A 19,260-nucleotide genomic window follows, 5' to 3' on the forward strand; every position below is an offset into this window, starting at 1 on the left:
GCCGGAGCCGCCCCTCTGCCGATACCGGCAATTACTGGATGTTGACGTGGTACGCAGTGGCCAGCAGCTCAGCGGAGGTCTCGATGAACTCGATGTCGTCGAAGGTGTTCTCCATGACAATCAACTCCCTTTTTCTTTTGGCCGAGTTGTTCTCGGCGTTGATGAAATAGTGCCGCGTGGGCGGGAGTTCGGTCAATGAGTTGCTGCGGTGTTCAACCGGGATTGTGCAGGCAGTTGAACAGGCCGGAATTCCGGGCGGGAACGTAAAAAGGGCCGCGTTCCACCACTGACGTGGTGGGACGCGGCCGGTCCCGGGTTTTTTCTGCCCGGACGGGAATTCAGACGCCGGTGGTGCCGTCGATGCTCTCGCGCAGGAAGCCGGCGTGCCCGTTGTGTCGTGCGTATTCGTGGATCATGTGCAGCATCACCCGTCGGAGCGGGACGTCGACGCCGCGCCGGTGCTCAGCGCACCGCCGGCTCGAGGGAGCCGGCGGCCCTTTCGCTACGCCGAGCGTGCTCGGCCCCGGCCCGCCAGGGCGGTGAAAGCCCCGGACACCTTTGCGTCCCTGGGTCTCGTACGCCGCCTTGAAGCCGGCGTTCTCGGACCACACCAGGGGCAGGTCGTGCTCCGCGTCGACGACCCGGCAAGACCAGGCCCGTTCCACCCCGGCCGGGTGCCGGGCCAGGCCCGGCAGGGACAGGGTGGACGGTGCCACGGACCGAATGCGCGAGGGGACATCGTTCAGGCCGGCGCATGTCAGCTCCAGCGTCCGGCGGTGGAAGTCCAGGTGCGAGCGGAGCATCGTGCGCTCGTCGGCAAGGGTGGGCGGGAAGATCCGTTCGACGGTCACCGCCTCACCCTGTCAGGCGGCTCACGCAGCGGCCTCGAGCAGCCCGATCCGGGCCAGGCCCTGCGCCATCCGGGTCGCACGCTCGGCGGGCACCCCGGGGAAGACACCGGCGGCGGCCGTCTCCTGGCCCGCTGCCATGCCCGCCAGGATCTCGGCCACCGGTGCCGGTACGGCGATCCGGTGCCCGTTGACGGTGAGCTGGACCCGCCCGTCGTCAGGCGTGCCGAACTCCACCACCGCATCCGTGCGCCGCATCGGGGCGTCCGGCTCCAAGGCGTCAAGCCGCGCGGTGCTCTGGAAGGTGTGCCCGGCCGAGTTGCCCGGCATCCGCCGGCCCAGCTCCGCCAGCCGGTCAAGCTCCGAGCCCGGCTCCACCGCGGTCAGCCGCTCGGCCACCGCCCGCAGCTTCTGTGCGAACAGGGCCTCGGTGCCGGCGTCCTGGGGGTTGGCGCCGATGAAGGGGAACTCGTTGAACTGCGGTTCGCGGACCAGTTCCTCGAAGGTCTGCTGGAGAAGGTCCTTCCACATCCGCGGGCGGACCATGATGGACAAGTGCACCGAGGCCAGTTCCTCGGCCGCCGCCGCGTGCGGCGTGTCGTAGGGCAGGTAGAGCACGTCGCCCGGTTCCAGGAGTACGTCGATCACCGGCTCGCCGAGCTGCTCGGCGGTGTACGAGGCGGCCTCGCCCTTGCGGACCTCGGCCGGGTTCCACAGCCGCCACCGCTTGGTGCCCTCCGTCTGCACGATGAACAGGTCCACCGGGTCGTGGTGCGGGGAGAAGCCCTGTTTGCCCGCCGGGGTCAGGAAGGCCACGCAGTCGGTCCTGGCGCCGAACCGGTCGCTGATCACCCGTGTGAAGGAGCGCAGCGAGGAGTCCAGGTGGTTGAGGGAGCTCCACACGATGGTGGCGCCGGCCCTGAACAGCTCATACACCTTCTCCGGCACGATCGCGTCGGTGAGGTCGGTGCCCTGGACGGTGACGGTCTGGGTGAATCCCTGGTCGGGGACTCCGGCGCCCTTGAGGTTGGCCCGCAGATAGGGCGGGCGGATGACCTCCAGCTGAACGAGCTCGTCCAGCCGGCGCAGCGAGAGGATCCCCTGGGGGTCCTTCAGTGCGCCCTTGCGCAGCAGCGGCTTCTTGTTGAAGTACTCGGCGAAGAATTCCTTCTCGTCACCGACCAGGTCGGTGAATGTGTGGCTCGTCATGCCTAAGTTCCATTCCAGGTGGCCCGGGTCGTCCGGGAGCAGGGGTCAGTGACGGAGGGCGGGCGCGTCGCCGAAGGTTGTCCCGGGGCCGTGGTCGCGGCGGAACTGGTCCAGGTTCTGTTCGAAGGCGGGATCCTTGGCCGCCAGACGCTCGGCCAGCAGCCGGACCCGGTTGGGCGTCCAGGTCTGCGGGTCGGCCAGGAGCTGCGGGGTGCCGGTCAGCAGCAGCAGGCCGGCCTCGGTGTGGCCCCGCTCCAGCCAGGAATCCCAGATCGCGTCGCGGTCGGCCTCCTGCCCGGCGAAGAAGGCCGTGGCCCTGGGGTGCGGCCCGGCGGGCCGCACAGTGCCGGGCCGGTCCGCCGTGCGCAGCACCACACGCCGCCCGGTCAGGTAGGCGATCCGGATGCCCTTGCGGACCGCGAAGTTCAACGCCTCGGCGGCGGTGTCCACGATGGGCTCCCCCTTGTCGTTGAGGGAGGTGTTGCACACGATGGGCACTCCGGTGGCTGCCCGGAAGGCCTCGATCGCCCGGTGCAGCAGCGGATTGTCCTCGGCGGTGAGGGTCTGGTGGCGGGCTGTCCCATCCAGGTGCAGCACGGCCGGCACCTGCTCTTTGACCTCGGTGCGGACCCGGGCGGCCTCCAGCATGTAGGGGGAGGGCCGGTCCTGCTCGAACCACTCGTGCGCGTACTCGGCCAGCACGATCGGGGCGACCGGCCGCCACCACTGACGCTGCTTGTACTCGTTGAGCCGGTCCTTGGTCTTCTCCGAACGCGGATCGCCGAGCAGGCTGCGGTGGCCCAGGGCCCTCGGCCCCATCTCGGCCGCCCCGTCGGCCCAGACCAGCACGTCGTCGGCGAGGTCTTCGGCGAACTGCTCCGGCGTGAAGGCGGACACCTCCTCGATGTAGGGGGCGAATGCCGCAAGAGCCGCGTCGACTTCGGCTGCGCGCAGTTCGTTGCCCTGGTAGGCGGTGGGGATACGCAGGTCGGCCTCGTTGAAGGCGCCCGTGCCGTACAGGCCGAGCAGGCCGAGGCCGAGCGCCACCCCGGAGTCGTTGGCGCAGGGCGGGGTCAGCAGGCCGCGGAAGCCGAACCGGTCGAGCACCTGCGTGTTGGTCTGCACGTTGAGCGCGAAACCGCCGCTGATGGACAGGTAGCAGTCCTCGGGCCGTACCCCGCCCAGCGCGCACAGCTTGTCGATGGTGCGGACGGTGATCAGCTCGCAAGCCTGCTGCACCACCTTCATCACGGCGCTGTGCAGGTTCTCCTCGGCGGTGAACCGGGCGTCGGGTGCCGACCCTGCGAGCTGCCGCCCCGCCTCGGCCAGCACCCGCTTCACCAGGCCGAAAGCCGCCGCCCAGGGCTGCACATGGCCGCCTGGAAGGCTGACCTGCGCGACCTCGGCCGCCGCGTCGAAGACGATCGCCGTGTCGCAGGCCGAGGCCAGGGCCATCAAGGTGCCCGGCTCCTTGCCCAGCAGCCGGTCAGCCGCGTGATACAGCGGGGCAGGCGACTCGACCGAGGTGAACTGCAGCGCGCCGCGCACGGATACGCAGCCGGCATAGTAGGCGGACGGCAGTTCCCGCTCCAGAACCAGGTCGGGAGCGGCGTCCACCGCCATCGCGATGATGTTCGCCTCCTTGAACAAGCGGGTGTCCAGCAGCAGTCCGCTGAACAGGTGCGCCAGGCTGTGCACCGGCAGTGCCTTCGCGCCCTGGGGCACCGGCAGCGGTGCGTACCCGGGCAGACCCGGAGTGCCCCAGCTCACCGAGACGTCGGCGAGAGTCAGCCCCTCGCCGGCCAGCAGATGACTGAGGAAAGCCTCGGCCCGCTCGGGCGTGTACAGGGGCCACGAGTGGTGCTTCTGCCCGCTGATCCGCTCCAGCTCCCAGTGCCGAACCAGTTCCACGGAATCGGGGCCGCGCCGCCACAGGGACACGTTGTGGTCGTGGCGCGGGGAGATGACGGCCCGTTCGCCGGGCGGCGTCAGGTAGGTGGAGAGAATGTACTCGACGGCCGAATCCGGTTTTGCGTGCGGACCCGGATGCCGTTCCGCGTGCGGACCCGGATGCCGTTCCGCGTGCGGACCCGGATGCCGTTCCGCGTGCGGACCCGGATGCCGTTCCGCGTGCGGACCCGGATGCGGATGTGGATGCGGTTCAGAGTGCGGCACGGTCGTCCTCCTCAGTCATGTGGCGGGACCACCAGCCGAGAATCGCCTCGTAGCGGGCGACGCGGTGGCTGGGCAGACCGGTGCGGGACATGTCGTGCCCCTCGCCGGAGAAAAGCAGCATTTCGACGGGGACACCCCGCATCTTCAGCGCCACGAACATCCGCTGCGCCTGTTCCATCGGTGTGTGCCGGTCCTCCTCGGACTGGATGAACAGCATCGGGATCTCGATCTGGTCGACGTAGGTGATCGGGCTGATCTCCGCCCACCGCTTCGGATCCGCTCCGTACAGTGCGATCGAGTTGTTGACCCCGTCATCCGCCGAACCGAAGTGGCTGTCGATGGCGTAGCAGCCACGCTCGCCCATCGCTGCCCGGAACCGCTCGCCGTGGTGGGCCGCCAGCCAGGCGGACATGTAGCCACCGAAGGAGCCGCCCTGCACCCCCACCCGCCCGGAGTCCAACTCCGGGTCCTGCAACGCGGCATCCAGCAGAGCCAGCAGGTCGGGGGCGGTCTTGAAGGCCAGGTCGTCGGCAGCCCACCGGCCGTGCGCCTGCCCGTAGCCGGAGGTGCCGCGCGGATTGCCGAGCACCACCGCGTAGCCGGCCGCCGCGTACACCTGCGCCTCTTCGAAGGAGGCCGGGCCGTTGAGCGTATAGCCCCACTGCGTGTACGGGCCGCCCTTGATCTGAAGCAGCACCGGGTGCGGGCCGGGCCCGGCCGGGCGGACCAGCCAGCCCTGGAGCCCGTAGCCGTCCGAGGCGTACGCGGTGAACTCCTTGACCGGCCGCAGGTTCGCGCGGGCCCGCAGGTCAGCTCCGAAGGAGGTGAGTTCCCGTTCCCTGCCCTCGCGCAGCACCATGAGATCGCCGGCGCTGCCGGCGCCGGACATCACGGCGGCCACGGTCACGCCGTCGGTGCCTTCTGCCACCGCGAAACCATTGACCTGGCGGCGGCCGGTGATCACCGGTTCCGGTGCGCCGCCGTCATAGGGCACCAGGATCAGGTGCACCTCACCGTGCCAGTCATTGGCGAAGTACACGCCGCCTTGGGCCGGCTGAATCATCAGCGACGCAAAGCTCAGATGGTACGGCTCCGGGTCGGTCAGCCGTACCGGCCCGGCAGAGCCGTCCGCGGGAACCGACCACAGCCCGTAGCTGCTGGCGCCCCGGGCCCGGTTGTCCTCGGTGAGGGTTTCCGCGGCGAAACACACCAGTGTTCCGTCGGGAGAGAACAGCGGACAGCTCATCTCCAGGCCGCCCTTCGTGAGCGGACGCAGACCCCCGCCGTCCGGGGCGCAGACCCATACATCCCGCCGCAGATCATCGGCGTGCGTGTCATGCCGGCCGGAGACGAAGGTGAGCAGGGAGCCGTCCGGGCTCCAGGACACCTCGTCGTGGTCGAAGGAGCCGCTGGTGACCTGGACGGCGCCCGGGACGCGGGTGAACGGCAGCGAAACGAACGGGTCGGTGACGAAGACATGGCGCGGCCGGTCGAAGGTGAAGCCGAGGCCGTCGGCCATGTAGCGCAGGTCGGTGATCCGGCGCGGCCGCTCCTTCCCCGCAGGTACGCCGGGCAGATAGCGGCCCGGTTCGGGCACTCGTGCCGTATACGCCAGCCGGGCCGAGTCCGGGCTCCACACCGGCCGGCCGGCACCGAGCGGGAGATCCGTCACCGGGAAGGGGTCACCGCCGTCCATCGGCAGCAGGTGCACCTGGGCGGGCCCGCCGCCGGACAGCGGCCGCAGGAAGGCAAGCCAGCGCCCGTCCGGGGAAAAAGCCGGGGCACTGTCGAACGGGCCCCTGGTCAGCCGGCGGGCCGGCGCGGACCCGTCGGTCGCAGCCACCCACAGCTCGCTCGCGTTGGCGTCCGCGGCCAGATCGGGTGCCGTCACGCTGACGGCAGCCAGACGTCCATCGCCGGACAGCGTGGGCCGTCCCAGAATTCGCAGCAGATCGATATCCGTAGGGAGCATGCACAGAAAGGTAGAAGCCGAATTCCCGTCAGAACAAGCTGCGTTCAACTGCTCTGCTCAACTGTCCAACACGGCCGGTTGAACACAGCAGTTGAAAGCCGGCCGGGGCACCGGCACCATCAAACGCTCCGGCAACGCGAGCCATACGAGCGGCTGCGAAAACAGCGAAAAGGGTGAGGATCCCGGTGAGGTTCCCAACGAATGGCCCCCTGGCGAATCCGGATTTCCGGCGGCTATGGACCGCCGGATTCATCTCGGAAACCGGCGACTGGATGTTCATGATCGCCATGCCGGTGTACGTCTACCAGCTCACCGGCTCGGTCACCGCCACCGCGACCAACTTCCTCCTGGAACTGCTGCCCGGCCTGGCACTCTCCCCCGTGGCCGGCATCCTCGCCGACCGCTGGGACCGGCGCCGCCTCATGGCCGGCGTCAGCCTGCTCCAGATCCTCGCACTGCTGCCGCTGCTCGCCGTCGACGGTCCCGACCAGCTCTACCTGGTCAACCTGGTCACCTGCGCCCAAGCCGCCCTCACCACCATCTTCCAGCCCGCCAAATACGCGCTGCTGCCCTCCCTCGTACAGCCCGCCGACATCGCCGCCGCCAACGGACTGACCAGCCTCAACGGCAACCTGGCCCGGCTGCTGGGCGCCTCACTCGGCGGCTTCGTCCTCGCCGCAGGAGGCCTGCCCGGCATCCTCCTCATCGACGCAGCCACCTTCCTCCTGGCCGTCCTGCTGCTTTCCCGCCCCTTCGCCATACAACAACCCCCCGCCGCCAAAGAACAGATCTGGCGGGCCTGGGCCGACGGCCTGCACGAAATCAAAAACCGGCGCGGACTGCGCCTGATGGTGCTGCCAGTGGGCCTGATCGGACTCGCCCAGGGACTGTTCGCCGTCCTCTTCGTCATCTTCGTCACCGAACGCCTCGGCGGCGGCGAAAGCGAAACCGGCCTGCTACGCGGCATCCAAGCAGTAGGCGGCATCGCGGGCGGCGCCCTGATCGCCACCCTCGCCCGGCGCACCGACCCCAGCCGGCTCCTCGGCCAGGCCCTGCTCCTCTTCTCCGCCATGACCGCCCTCACCTGGAACACCACCTACCTGACCACCACCCTCGGCTGGTACATCATCCTGTTCGCCGTCCTGGGAGCACCCGGCATCGGCGTCTTCGCCGGCCGCATGACCATCATCCAGACCCACACCACCGACACCACCCGCGGACGAGTCCTGGCCAGCTTCCAAAGCATCTTCGACGGATTCCAGGCCCTCGGCATGATCTGCGCCGGCACACTCACCACCCCACTCGGCCTCCCCCTCACCCTCAACATCCAAGCCACCCTCCTCGCCCTCGCAGGCCTCCTCGCCCTGTGGCACTTCCCACCCACACCCCAACCCACCCCCACCACCATCCACCCCTCCCCCGCACCCCACCACACCCCCACAACCACCACCCCCACAACCACCACCACCGCCGCCACAACCACCACCGCCGCCACAACCACAGCCACCACCGAAAACAAAAACCCGACAACACAACCACCAGCCACCCAACCCACCCACCACAAACAACCCTGAAACACCCCCCCACGTCGGGTGGCGGGCATTGGGGTTGCGCCAGCGCGGTGCAGCGCCTGGGTCTGCGCGGCGTGGCTGCGGTGGTTGGGAGTTGGCAAGGGTGAACTGGCGCAGGGGCCGAAGTGGCCCTCGTCGGGTTGGCCCAGGAGGCGTAGGTCGAGGTGAAGCACAGCTCGACCTTGTTCTTCTTCGCCCGGCGGCGGATGCCGGCGCCGGTATGGGCCGAGAAGTTGTCCAGGATGATGTAGATCGGGGCAGCGTCGGGTCGGGCGGCTCGGATCGACTTCAGCGCGGCCAGGGTGTTGGTGGTGCCCTTGCAGGCGGTGGTTGACGCCCCACAGCCGGTCGTCGCCGACGGAGTAGCAGCCGTGGAAAAAGGCTCCGCGTTCTGCCGATCGACCCGCACTGCGGACCCGCCGCTGCCATGGCGGGCGGCGCGGCGCGGGGTGCGGGCCAAACGTAGGGCTCTCCGGCTGTGCGCCGGTCTGCGGCGGTGGGTCAAGGAGTTGTGCCGAACACGTTGAAGTTGTCGCGGAAGACGTTGTCGGGGTCGTACCGCTCCTTGAGCGCGCGCAGCCGCGTCAGGGTGTGGTCGGGGAAGGCGATGTCGATGCGCTCCGGGTCGAGGCTCGTCTCGAAGCTGAGGTACATCCCGGTGAAGTGGCGGCGCAGCCGCTCCCATCGCTGGTCGAGCCTCGACGCATTCGTGCCGAAGGCCACCACGGAGAAGTTGGCCGACCGGTTCGCGTACGCGGTTGCGTCCGGCGGCACGTCGGAGACCGCGCCGCCCACTGAGCGGATCTGGAAGAAGTACGCCGCGCCGCTGTCGATGAGCTCGGCCGCCTCCGCCGCGAACTCCGGGGTGATGTGCTCGACCAGCCCCGAGTGCGCGTGCGGTTCGCCCCGACCGTGGTGCTCCCCTTCCCTGACGTTCGCCATGACCGCCGCGTACGGCACTATCTGGATCGAGTGGTCCAGCAGCGGGGCGATCCCCGCGAGCGGCTTCAACCGGTCCAGCACGATGTCCGGGTCATCGGAATCGACCACTGCGAGGACCTGCGCGTACTCCGGCCGCCCGCGCCGTCGGCCGCCTACGACCAGGTTGCTGGTGAGGTCGCGGGGGGCCGCTTCGACCGCCGCGCTCCAGGACTCGAGGAACTGGGCGGTGTCGCTCACGTCGAACACCAGCTGCGCCCAGGCGACCTCACCGACGATGTCGACCTCGAACTCGAAGGACACCACGATGCCGAAGTTCGCGCCGGCGCCCCGCAATGCCCAGAAAAGGTCTGGGTTCTCCTGGGCGCTCGCGTGGACCGTGCGTCCGTCGGCGAGCACGATGTCAGCCGCCCTGAGGTGGTCGATGGTCAGGCCGTGTTCGCGCGCCAGCCATCCGACACCGCCCGCTGTGGCGAGCCCGCCCACACCGACCCCGCCGTAGTCGCCCGAGCTCAGCGCCCAGCCGCGCGGGGCCAGGGTCTGTGCGACGTCGGCCCACCGGGCGCCGGGGCCGATGCGGACCCTCCTGGTCCGCTCGTCCATCACCTCGATGGTGTTCAGCGCGGAGACGTCGATGACGATGCCGCCGTCGTTGGTGGACCGTCCGCTGATGCCGTGTCCGCCGCTGCGTATGCCCAGGGGCACGTCCGGGTGCTTGCGCGCGAACGCCAGCGCGTCCGCGACCTGCGCCGCGTCCCGTGCTCGCAGCACGAGGCCGGGTGAGCCGCCGCGTAGGTACGTGGACCTCACCCGGCTGTACCAGGCGTCCCCCGGTTCGACCGCCGTCGAGGCGAGCGTGGCGGGCACGTCGTCGTATGCGATGCCGGGGCGCCGCGCGGCTCGGACGGCCGTGCTGCGCGGCGTCGGGCCTCCGCTGTCGCCGCCACGCTCGCGGGCCACGGCCTCGCGCAGGGCAGGCGCGACCTCCTCGGCGAACCGCTGGAGGGAGGCGGGATCGTCGGAGGCAAGGATGAACGTACTCACGCCCTCTTCGAGGGCATAGGGCAGCAGGTCCTCGACCCACTGGGTGTCGGGACCGTCGAGGAAGCCGCGCCCGTCGCGTGTGAAGGTGCCGGAGACGTTCAGCAGCCTCCGGATCTCCCGCGGGTCCCGGCCCGCCTCCGCAGCGGCCTCGTCGATGAGCCGCATGCCGGTGCGGAGTTCGCCGGGCTTGAGGTAGGCGGTGGATGGCAGCCAGCCATCCGCCTTGCGACCGATGAGCCTTTGCATCTTCGGCTTGTAGGCACCGATCCAGAGGGGGATGTCGTGGGCCGGCGCGGGGCCGCGCTTGGCGCCGTCGACGTGGTGGTACGTACCCGGCACCCGCAGCGGGGTCCGCTCCCCGGCTGCCCAGATGCCTCGCATTACGTCGATTGCCTCGCCGAGTGCGTCGACGGCCTGACCAGGGGTCAGGCGCTGGGCACCCATTGCCTCGATGGCGTCCCAGAAGGCGCCGGAGCCGAGGGCGAGGTCGAAGCGTCCGCCGGACAGCAGATCCAGACTCGCGGCCGCGCGGGCGGTCACGGCCGGCGGCCGCAGGGGGATACTGAGGACGTTAGGTGCGACATGAATCCGCTCGGTCACGGCCGCAACCCAGGAGAGCAGGGTCCAGGTGTCGTGGAAGGCCGGTTGGTACGGATGGTCCTGGAACGTCACCAGGTCGTAGCCGAGTTGCTCGCTGAGCTGGGCGAGTGCCGGAGCGCCGCCGGGCGAACCGTTCGCCGGGGTGATGCTCGTACCGAAGCTGAGTGAGTGCAAATAGTCGGGCATGTGACCCTATATCTCGTGTGGCGCGAGTGAGCGGTGGCCGATGGACAGCCGGGCGGCGAAGGCGATGCCGCAAGCCTGGAGTCGGGGGCTTCCAGCGGCTGGTCCATGTGTCTGCGTCCCCCGACGGTGGGGTCCAGGCTCACGAGGCCGTGTAGATGCACATCAGCGCCCATGCGGGCGTTCACGGACTCGACAGCGGTTGGCATGCAATCAAGCCGTCGGCCCTTCGCGCCGCCGGTGAGGTCCGGGACCGGCGGCGCTCGGAGGAGATCAGGCGTCGAGACCCAGCTTGAGCGCCTTCGCGAACCGAACCACTCGTTCGCCCTGGTAGCGGGCGGAGGCGCGGGTCTCCTCGCCGACCGGAATGGTGCCCTGCGCGTCGAAGTGCGAGGTGCCATAGGGGTTGCCGTCGGCGAACTTGACCGCATCCGTGTAGCCAGGCGGGACGATGACGCCGCCGAAGTGGTGGATGGTGTTGTAGAGAGCCAGCAGCGTGGACTCCTGTCCGCCGTGCAGGGTGGCGGTGGAAGTGAAGCCGCTGTAGACCTTGTCGGCCAGCTTACCCGCACCCCACAAAGGGGAGAGGGTGTCGATGAATTGCTTCAGCTGTGCCGCGACGTTGCCGAACCGGGTCGGAGATCCAAAGATCACCGCGTCCGCCCACTCCACGTCGTCGAGCGTGGGAGTCGGCAGGTGGGCGGTCTCGACATGGTGGGCAGCCCAGACCGGGTTGCTGTCGATGGCTGCCTGTGGGGCCAGTTCGGCGACCTTGAGGATGCGCACCTCGGCGCCCGCCTTTTCGGCGCCAGCAGCGACCGCCCTGGCGATTTCGGTGCCGGTTCCGGTCGAAGAGTAGTAGACGATGGCGAGCTTGACGGGATCGTGCATCACAGGTCCTTCGCTCAGTGACCGCCGGTGCGTGCGGACAGTGCACAGCGGTGGGGTCATGTGTCCCGCAGCACGCGGGCGCGTCTCAATGCTAGCCCCACTTGGATGACACATCAACCATGAATTGGGTGATGTGTCATCCATGAGAACGGTTGGCGTAGGCCACAGCCGACGCGACGCCCGGCTGGGTGCCACTGGGATGGTGCCGGAATGTGCCAGGTCCGCAATCCGTCCGCCGCCACGTGCACATCCCAAGGGCGGGCTGCCACCTGGGCCCAACAGGCGTCGGCGACAGCCCGCTTCGTGGCGTCCGCGGCTTTTCCGGGCGGGCCGTAGGTTCGACGACTCCCCCCCGTCAGGGCGGGCCGACGCGCGCGCCGCAGGCCTCGCGAACCGCACCAAGAGCGGCAAACAAAAAGGTGATGCGACATCCTGAGTTGAGGAGACGGAACACCCACATGTAGCTCGGTGAGCATGAGGTGGGCGGTATCCGCACTGCGTCCCCTGACCCCCGAAACGTCGGCGGCGCTGCGCTCGCGCCTCGCTCATTCCTCGGGGTTGTCCCGCTGGTGCTTCAGCACCGTCTCGGAGATGGTGGCCAAGGCATCGAGCTGAACCGGGCTGAGCGCATCGATGAACGAGCGGCGCACGTAGGCGACATGGAGCGGGGCGGCCCCCTGGATGTTTTCGCGACCCTTGGCCGTGAGGGCGACGTAGGCCCCGCGGGGATCATCCGTGCAGGGCTGGCGTTCGACCAGCCCACGCTTGATCATGCGTGAGAGCTGGTGGGTGAGACGGGTCTTCTCCCACATGAGACGCTCCCGCAGTTCGAAGATGCGCAGATGGCCCTCCGCATCCTCGGACAGCGTGGCCAGGATGGCGTACTCCGGCTCTGAGAGGCCGGAGTCGAGGAGCAGCCGGCGGTTTAGGCGGCGCGTTACTTCCTCCCGCATGGTGAGGAAGCCTTGCCATGCTCGTTGCTCGCGCTCTGTCAGCCACTCGGGATCAGCCATAGTGCCAAGCCTAACCGACGAGGATGACACGTCACCGGGTCGGTTGAGTGAGCGGCACCGACGCCGTTCGGGCTTGACTCGCAGACCTGCTCGATCGGCAGCGCCCAGCCCGGCTGCACGTCCTGTGGTCACTATCGGCGCGGAATAGGGGGTAGGACCCGCTAATCCGGCTTCACCTCGGAAGTACCTCTTCCCCTCCCATGTACAGGAAAGTCGGCATCCTGTCGTTGCAGCTCACGCTTCGACAACGCTTCAAGGCATATGGCTTCCATCGAGAATGCGGTGGTGACTCCGAGAGTGGGAATCGATGAGCGGCTACCGCTGACCGTGGGCAGGGGAACCGACTTCTCGTGAGTCGGTGTCAACCCCCTCATGAGCAAAGGCTCGCCGAGCACGGAGCAGAGGTGATCAACGTCGAATCCCGCTCCGTACGGACGTCATCCGCAGCATGAACTCCTTCCGCGGCGAGAAGCCCGGGGTCAACCGCAGCGGCTACTTCGCCGAGTGCAACTCCAGAAAGCGGTCGATCTGCCTTGACCTGCAGACCGGCCGCGGTCGTACGCTCGCCTTCGACCTGATCGCGCCGGCGGCATGGTGGTCAACAACTTCACGCCGGGGACCATGGCCCGCCTCGGCCGCGGCTATGAGCAACCTCGCAAGGTTCTCCACGGACGCGGCGGCACGAACCGTCACCACAACCTCGGCCACCGAGGCAACGGTTCGGCCCGGGAGCCGCCTTCAGCCCGTGGCTCAACTTCGCATCCCTCCCCAGACATCCTCGAAGGAGCCGTCGAGGCCCTGGGGCGACTCCGGCCAGTGGGCATCGCCCGCATCATGATCAGCGAAGGGCGATGGATGACCATGCCCGCTGGACGGCTGTGGAGCGCCGGCAGGTCACGACGGGGAGGCTCGCCGCTCCACCACCTTGTGCGCGATGACTCGTACGACAACACGCTTCGCAGACGGGTCCGGCTCGTGCCAGGGCTGGCCCGTGTACCGGTGGGATAGTTCGTCGATGAGGGCACCGTCAGGGTCCTCGGTGATCGTGACACGTCCGCGGATCTCCACCCGATCAAAGGGTGAGGCAGGATCGAAGACGCTGACGCTGACACGTGGGTCACGCTGGAAGTTGTGGTGTTTGCGGCGTCCTTCGACCGTGGAGAACACCACGTCGTCGCCATCTGTGCGACACCACACCGCGGTCGTCTGCGGGGAGCCGTCAGGGCTCACGGTGGCGACGGTGAGGGATGTTGCCACCGTCGAGAAGCTTTCTGGCGTGTTCGGACAGGGACATGACGCTGCCTTTCGTCAGGTGGTGGTTGTGCCGGCGTGGACGAGGAGAACGGAGACGGAGGATGCAGGACCGCTCCCAGACCGGCGTGGTCGCCGGGGCCGAGAACGATGAGGTCACAGCCCAGTCGGTGTGCGTATTGCCGTGTGGCGTCGGTCCGCAGCTGTTGTCGACCGAGAAGTACCCTCCCCTCGGCGGTGATGCCCGCCCGGCGCAGGCGGGCGAGGACTGCGTGGACGACGTTCTGGGCCTGTTCGTCGTCTTCGAGGTCGACGACGACGGCAACGGGGCCGCAAAGGAAGTCAGAGGGTTTGATGTGAGGACGTGCACCGCGGCAGGTGTGACGTTGGCCAGGGACATCGCTGCGTCCACGACCACGTCGGAAACGGGTGTGCCCCCGGCGGCCAGCAGGATGTTCTTGTACATGACTGTCTCCATTTGGGGCTGACCCCAGGGTGCTGGGGGCTTGCCGACCGCGCGAGGCGTGCCGGTCAGACGGGGGTGCGGAGGCGGGTCGCCACGTAGAGGGCGCCAAGCGCGGCTGCGACGGCCACAGTGGCGGTGAGGCAGTGTGGCCGCGGACAGGCTGATGGCTTCGCTGAGGAAGCCGGTGACCACGGGCAGTAGTCCGGCGGGCACCTATCCCTCGACGTTCATCGCGGCGCCGGCTTCCGCCGGTCGCTCGACCGCGATGCCTGCACTGATGAAAGTCAGACCACCCAGCTGACCCCGGGCCCTCACGCACACCTGCCCGCACTACGGAGACGACCGGGAGTGGGGCGGGGGAGATCGATACGGAGCTGTGGCAGCGGTGAACATAACGAAGGCGGTGGCGCCGGCCAGCCCAGAGCGGGCCGTGACATGCGCCAGACCACCAGCACGGCCAGGGCCAGGGCCAGGGCCAGCAGGACGATCTCCGCGAGGATTACCGTGACCATGGGGAGGGCAGGGTCCGAGGGGGGTGGGCGCCAACGGCGGTTCCGTCCGGGCGCCGACCACGTACTGATGGGCCCGCGGGATGGTGAAGCCCACCGAGATGTCCCAATTGATCCCGCCAGCGATGTCGGCAGCGACCTACACCTGTTGCAACTGACGCTCAGATCCGTCGGCCGACCACTGGCGGTGGCACTCAGCCCACCATTGCGCTCCGGTCCGCACCCGGTGCAGGACCCAACGATCACCTGTCGGTGATCCCGCCATCGGCCACAACGCCCGTTGCTCACCGGCAGGAACGGCCGCACCGTTCCCACTCGACATCTGTCAGATCGCTCCGTTCCATGCCCGCGACAACGACCCAGGCACGGGGCAGTCCCATGATCGCCCGGACAGCTCCTGGCTGATCGCCAATGGCAGGGGTAAGATCGTTAGCAGGTATCGAACGATCTTACCCCTGCGCGCTCTGCCTGATCGATTTCGATGCCAGTGCCGGTGGCTAATGAGTAGTACGCCCCAGATGCCCTTTGTGTCGAACTGAGCGATGCTGGCTCAAGAGGACGAAGAGGGGCTGGTTGCTGTGAGCACCTCCCGGGCGACGGATCGGCGATCGTTCACCCAGAAACTTCGCGAAGATGCGGAAATCGTGATCGACCAGCAGGGAGCAGTCGTCGGTTGGAGCACGGCGGCCCATGCTCTGCTGGGCTTCACGGCATCCGAGATGCGCGGAAGGTCAGTAGGAAGCCTCATCGCCTCGGAGCAGTCCATCCCCATCGACGGAGGGAGCGCCGAGCGGGGACTGGCGGCGCCGGTTGTGTTGCGCTGCCGGGACAAGCACACAGAAGCGTGCCGGGTGTGGATACGCCCCGCTGAGCACCCTCCGGATCGATGGATTGTGATCGTGTCCCCTGTGCCCGAAGGGGCGGAGAGTCAGGTCGTCGGTGAGGCGGTGCTCGACACTCTGTTCAAGCAGTCGCCCACCAGCCTGTGTGTTTACGGGACCGACCTGCGTCTTAGCCGGTTCAATCCAGCGGCTAAGGGAATGCAGGGAATCTTCGGCGACAAGTCGATCGGCCTCATGCCACACGAGCTGTGGCCGGACTCCAACTCGGCAGAGTTCGAGTTGCGCATGCGAGAGGTCCTGAAATCGGGGGTTCCCCACGTCGGCTTCGAGAAGCGTGGCCGCCCCCCGGACGACCCCGAACATGACCACGTCTTCGCGAATTCGGTCTTCAGACTCGAAGACCCAACAGGCCGCGTAATAGGTCTCGCTACGACCGCTGTCGAGATCACAGAACAGCGAATCGCGGAGGAGCGCATCACGCTGCTCGCTGACGCAAGCGCCGTGATCGGTACGTCCCTGGATGTCGTGGAGACGGGCCAACAGCTTGCCGACGTCGCGGTTCCCCGGTTCGCCGATGCTGCCACGGTCGACGTTTTCACGCCTGTCATCTCCGGGGAAGAACCGGATCCGGACCGGGCCGATCTCCGCAGAGTGGGTCTGCGGTACGCCGGCGACACAGACTCTTCGGGGGGCACAGCGAACCCACTCAAACCCAGATTCCCTTACTCCGCGTCCACGGGAGAACCCGTCGCTGACGAGCCCTACCGAGTGGACACCCTGCTTCCCAGTGACGACGGAGAGCCGCTGTATCGTGGAACCTGTGGGAAGCAGCCTGCCCACTCCCTCGTAGTACCGATGAGGGCCCGCGGCGCTGTCGCAGGCTTGGTGACGTTCTACCGTCTCGGGCAGGGCAGCCCGTTCTCCGACTTCGATGTCCTCACGGCGCGTGACCTCGCCTCCAGGGCGGCCCTGAGCATCGACAACGCGCGCCGCTATACCCAAGAACACAGCGCTGCACGTGCTCTGCAGCATCAACTTCTCCCCCACCACTTCGCCGAGCAGACGGCGGTGGAGACCGCCCATTACTTCGCTCCCGCCACATCGGGCGCGAACTGGTTCGATGTCATCCCAGTGTCGGGGGCCCGCGTCGTACTCGCGGTCGCAACGTCGAACGAAACGGGCCTGTCCGGCGCTGCTGCCCTTGGCCGGCTGGGGACCGCGGTCCACGCACTGACAGACTTGGACCTCAATCCAGAGGAGGTTCTCAGTCGCCTGGATACGCTGATTGCGCGGATCGCAGGAAAGCTTTCCTCCGGCTCCGCGCCTCAGCCCCATGACACGGGATTCGAGATCACGTGCCTGTATGCGGTCTACGACCCGGCGTCGGGCCGTCTGTCCCTGGCCAGCGCCGGACACCCTCCTCCGGTCGTGGCAGAACCCGATGCCCGTGCGAAAGTTCTCACGATTCCCATGGATGCTCCCCTGGGTGCACCTGAACGCCACTCCACCACCACCGAGTTCGACTTGCCCGCCGGCAGTACGCTCGCGCTCTACACACCGACACATCCGTCCGATGGCCCACGGACGGATCAAGGGCCGGATCTACTCACCAGAGCCATGGCTTCGACGGCTGATGTCCCCCTTGAGGAGCTGCGTGACCAGATCCTGGCAGCATTGCCCGATGCGGTGTCCTCGCCCCGGGGGACGGTCCTGCTGCTGGCCCGCACGCACCGCCTTGACGAGGACCATATGAGTACTTGGGACCTGCCCAGTGACCCGGCGGTCGTCGCCACCGCACGCAGTCTGGTCCAACGGCAGCTCACCGTGTGGGGACTCCAAGCGACGGCATTCGTCACCGAGTTGGTGGTCAGCGAACTGGTCACCAATGCGATTCGTCATGCGGAAGGCCCTGTCCACCTACGTGTCATTCGAGACCATCACGTCTTGATATGTGAAGTGTCCGACAGGAGCACAACCGCTCCTCACCTGCGGTACGCGCGCTCCGGTGACGAAGGGGGCCGAGGGCTGTTCCTCATCGCCGAACTCACTCAACGCTGGGGCACTAGGTTCAGCGACAGCGGCAAAACCATCTGGACTGAGCAGGACGTGGAGCACGAGCTGGATCATTGAGCTTCTTCGAGCTGGCCACCGATCAGGTGACGGTCCAGGGGCCTTCCCCTGGCCTTCCCCCGAGATGGTGGACACGCTTCGACCAGTCAGGGAGAGGACCCCCGGTGCCTTGGCGAGTTCTGCATCCTCACGATGCTCGAACAACCCGAGAGCCAGAGCGAAGTGGACCCCGACTCGAGAAGGGACACTCCGCAATCGTTGCTCGCGGGCTCCGGCCTCTTCCACCACCGCATCCACCAGTCCAGGTGGGATGACCTACGTTAACTCACCGATGCTAGCGGGCGCGAACACGTCAATTGTCCCGCCCGTGACAAACTGGGCCACAGGGCCTCCGTTCTCAGTAGCTGTTGTCTTTCCGAGCGTGGGGGTGTGTTTCTGCTGGTCAGGCGTAGGGTTGGTGTTTCTGCGGCAGGGTCGGGGTGTCGTGTCATCTCCGTGATGGAGGTTGCGGATGCCGTCGGTGTTGGGGCTGTTGGAGGAACGTGAGCGTGCTGCCCGGCAGCGGGTGGAGGTCCTCGAGGGCGAGCTGCGCGAGGCGGAGGCTGTGTGGGAACGGTTCGTGATCGCCCGGGAAACGGTGGCTGCGGTCCTTCAGGAACCCGACGGAGGTGAGGGAATCGCGCCGACGGCAGCCGCGTCCGCCGGTGACGGACCGGTTCGGAACGCGGCGTCCGTGCCAGGATCGGTGGTGCCGCACTGGAACGACGGCCTCGCCCCGACCGTGCTGGCGCCGGACTATCAGCGGAACATGGACGTGGTGGCCGGCGGGAGGGGGCCGCGTGCGGGAGCGATGGACTGCCGGCAACTCGCCGCGGCGCTCGGCCTGGAGACGGTCCCCGCGAAGGTCGAGGGAGTGCGGTCGAAGGCGAAGCGGCTGGCCGCGCGGGGGTGGCTGGCCGAGTACCGTCCGGGGATGTTCAGCCTGCCCGCCGGGCGAGGCGGCGGCTCATGACCATGGTCATCGACCAGTGGATCATCGCTTCGGCGGTGTCGGTGCGCCTCTCGTAGTCGCGGGCCAGACGGCGTGAGTGCATCAGCCAGGCGAACGTCCGCTCCACCAGCCACCGTTTCGGCAGCACCACGAAGCCCGCGGCCCGGTCGCTGCGTCTGACGACCTGCAGGGTGAGGGCGAACAGGTCGCGGGCGATGTCGACCAGCCGGCCGGTGTAGCCGCCGTCCGCCCAGACCAGGGTGATCCGCCAGTGCCGTTCCCGTAGCCGGGCCAGGAGGATCTTCGCCGCGTCCCGGTCGGTGACCGAGGCGGCGGTGACCATCACCGTCAGCAGGAGTCCGAGGGTGTCGACGACGATGTGCCTCTTGCGGCCGTTGATCTAATGGGCGATAGCTGAGGTCGCTGAACGTACCTCCTCGACGCCGTCCGCCGGCGCCAGCACGACGTCCTCCGTTGATCCGGGCCTTGAGCCCTCCAAGAAGACTGACGTGTGCTGACGCTCGCGGTCGGCGTCGAGAACGATCACTTGATCACCGATGATGATCGTGGTCCAAGCCCCCCGCGGGGACTACCTCTTACGTGCTCGGGAGCCACTAGCTCCGATCAAGACCGAGGGCCCCGCAGGTCGCTGGGGTCATGAACGGCTAATCGGATGTCGGGCCACT

Annotated in this window: 14 protein-coding genes and 1 pseudogene; 5 read left to right on the top strand and 10 right to left on the bottom strand. The window is 68.0% G+C overall.

Annotated features, from left to right (window positions below; translation table 11 throughout):
- Positions 1–338 precede the first annotated feature (338 nt).
- Genes ACFV6X_RS30535 through ACFV6X_RS30550 form a run of 4 tightly spaced genes read right to left on the bottom strand, consistent with a single transcriptional unit; the run spans position 339 to position 6,204 of the window.
- Positions 339–851: a DUF664 domain-containing protein gene (locus ACFV6X_RS30535; protein WP_385388986.1), complete on the bottom strand. Its 513-nt coding sequence runs from the start codon at positions 849–851 to the stop codon at positions 339–341.
- Positions 852–872: 21 nt separating this feature from the next.
- The gene (locus ACFV6X_RS30540; protein ID WP_385388988.1) at positions 873–2,057 is read right to left on the bottom strand and encodes a cupin domain-containing protein; all 1,185 of its coding nucleotides are present in this window, start codon (positions 2,055–2,057) and stop codon (positions 873–875) included.
- A gap of 45 nt (positions 2,058–2,102) precedes the next feature.
- The gene (locus tag ACFV6X_RS30545) at positions 2,103–4,232 is read right to left on the bottom strand and encodes a carbamoyltransferase C-terminal domain-containing protein (RefSeq protein ID WP_385388990.1); all 2,130 of its coding nucleotides are present in this window, start codon (positions 4,230–4,232) and stop codon (positions 2,103–2,105) included.
- Positions 4,219–6,204 carry a S9 family peptidase gene (locus tag ACFV6X_RS30550; protein WP_385388993.1) on the bottom strand — a complete coding sequence of 662 codons (1,986 nt, stop codon included), beginning with the start codon at positions 6,202–6,204 and terminating at the stop codon, positions 4,219–4,221. Before ACFV6X_RS30550 ends, ACFV6X_RS30545 begins: the two co-directional genes overlap by 14 nt.
- Before the next feature lie 185 nt (positions 6,205–6,389).
- Here ACFV6X_RS30550 and ACFV6X_RS30555 point away from each other — a divergent pair, with 185 nt between their 5' ends.
- A complete protein-coding gene (locus ACFV6X_RS30555; protein WP_385388995.1) occupies positions 6,390–7,778 on the top strand; it encodes an MFS transporter in 1,389 nt (462 codons plus the stop codon).
- A gap of 498 nt (positions 7,779–8,276) precedes the next feature.
- On the opposite strand, the gene ACFV6X_RS30560 is transcribed toward ACFV6X_RS30555, so the two are convergent.
- The 3 genes from ACFV6X_RS30560 to ACFV6X_RS30570 form a co-directional block, all read right to left on the bottom strand.
- Complete coding sequence (locus tag ACFV6X_RS30560) at positions 8,277–10,544, bottom strand: LLM class flavin-dependent oxidoreductase (RefSeq protein WP_385388998.1); 2,268 nt, start codon at positions 10,542–10,544, stop codon at positions 8,277–8,279.
- Between the two features lie 270 nt (positions 10,545–10,814).
- A complete protein-coding gene (gene wrbA, locus ACFV6X_RS30565) occupies positions 10,815–11,432 on the bottom strand; it encodes an NAD(P)H:quinone oxidoreductase (protein WP_385388999.1) in 618 nt (205 codons plus the stop codon).
- A gap of 545 nt (positions 11,433–11,977) precedes the next feature.
- The gene (locus tag ACFV6X_RS30570) at positions 11,978–12,445 is read right to left on the bottom strand and encodes a MarR family winged helix-turn-helix transcriptional regulator (RefSeq protein ID WP_385389002.1); all 468 of its coding nucleotides are present in this window, start codon (positions 12,443–12,445) and stop codon (positions 11,978–11,980) included.
- A 439-nt stretch (positions 12,446–12,884) separates the two neighbouring features.
- On the opposite strand from ACFV6X_RS30570, the gene ACFV6X_RS30575 reads away from it, so the two are divergent.
- Entirely contained in the window at positions 12,885–13,283 is a 399-nt protein-coding gene (locus ACFV6X_RS30575) for a hypothetical protein (protein WP_385389088.1), read from the top strand.
- A 56-nt stretch (positions 13,284–13,339) separates the two neighbouring features.
- Here ACFV6X_RS30575 and ACFV6X_RS30580 read toward each other — a convergent pair whose 3' ends face one another.
- Positions 13,340–13,702, bottom strand: coding sequence for a PPOX class F420-dependent oxidoreductase (locus ACFV6X_RS30580; protein ID WP_385389004.1), 363 nt, complete (start codon positions 13,700–13,702; stop codon positions 13,340–13,342).
- Positions 13,703–13,800: 98 nt separating this feature from the next.
- Here ACFV6X_RS30580 and ACFV6X_RS30585 point away from each other — a divergent pair, with 98 nt between their 5' ends.
- On the top strand, positions 13,801–14,184 hold the full coding sequence (locus tag ACFV6X_RS30585) for a hypothetical protein (RefSeq protein ID WP_385389007.1): 384 nt from the start codon (positions 13,801–13,803) through the stop codon (positions 14,182–14,184).
- A 1,029-nt stretch (positions 14,185–15,213) separates the two neighbouring features.
- The gene (locus ACFV6X_RS30590; RefSeq protein WP_385389010.1) at positions 15,214–17,643 is read left to right on the top strand and encodes a SpoIIE family protein phosphatase; all 2,430 of its coding nucleotides are present in this window, start codon (positions 15,214–15,216) and stop codon (positions 17,641–17,643) included.
- 174 nt (positions 17,644–17,817) lie between these two features.
- On the opposite strand, the pseudogene ACFV6X_RS30595 reads toward ACFV6X_RS30590, so the two are convergent.
- Positions 17,818–17,880: pseudogene (locus tag ACFV6X_RS30595) on the bottom strand (hypothetical protein); the annotation flags it as partial.
- A gap of 214 nt (positions 17,881–18,094) precedes the next feature.
- On the opposite strand from ACFV6X_RS30595, the gene ACFV6X_RS30600 reads away from it, so the two are divergent.
- Positions 18,095–18,595 (top strand): hypothetical protein, encoded by a 501-nt coding sequence (locus tag ACFV6X_RS30600; protein ID WP_385389013.1) that lies wholly within the window; start codon positions 18,095–18,097, stop codon positions 18,593–18,595.
- Here ACFV6X_RS30600 and ACFV6X_RS30605 read toward each other — a convergent pair.
- Positions 18,561–18,974, bottom strand: a complete 414-nt coding sequence (locus ACFV6X_RS30605; RefSeq protein WP_385389091.1) for a transposase — start codon at positions 18,972–18,974, stop codon at positions 18,561–18,563. The two genes, ACFV6X_RS30600 and ACFV6X_RS30605, sit on opposite strands and share 35 nt — an antisense overlap.
- Between the last annotated feature and the right edge of the window lie 286 nt (positions 18,975–19,260).

Source organism: Streptomyces sp. NPDC059861 (assembly GCF_042731435.1).
In the GTDB taxonomy this organism is placed as follows: domain Bacteria; phylum Actinomycetota; class Actinomycetes; order Streptomycetales; family Streptomycetaceae; genus Streptomyces.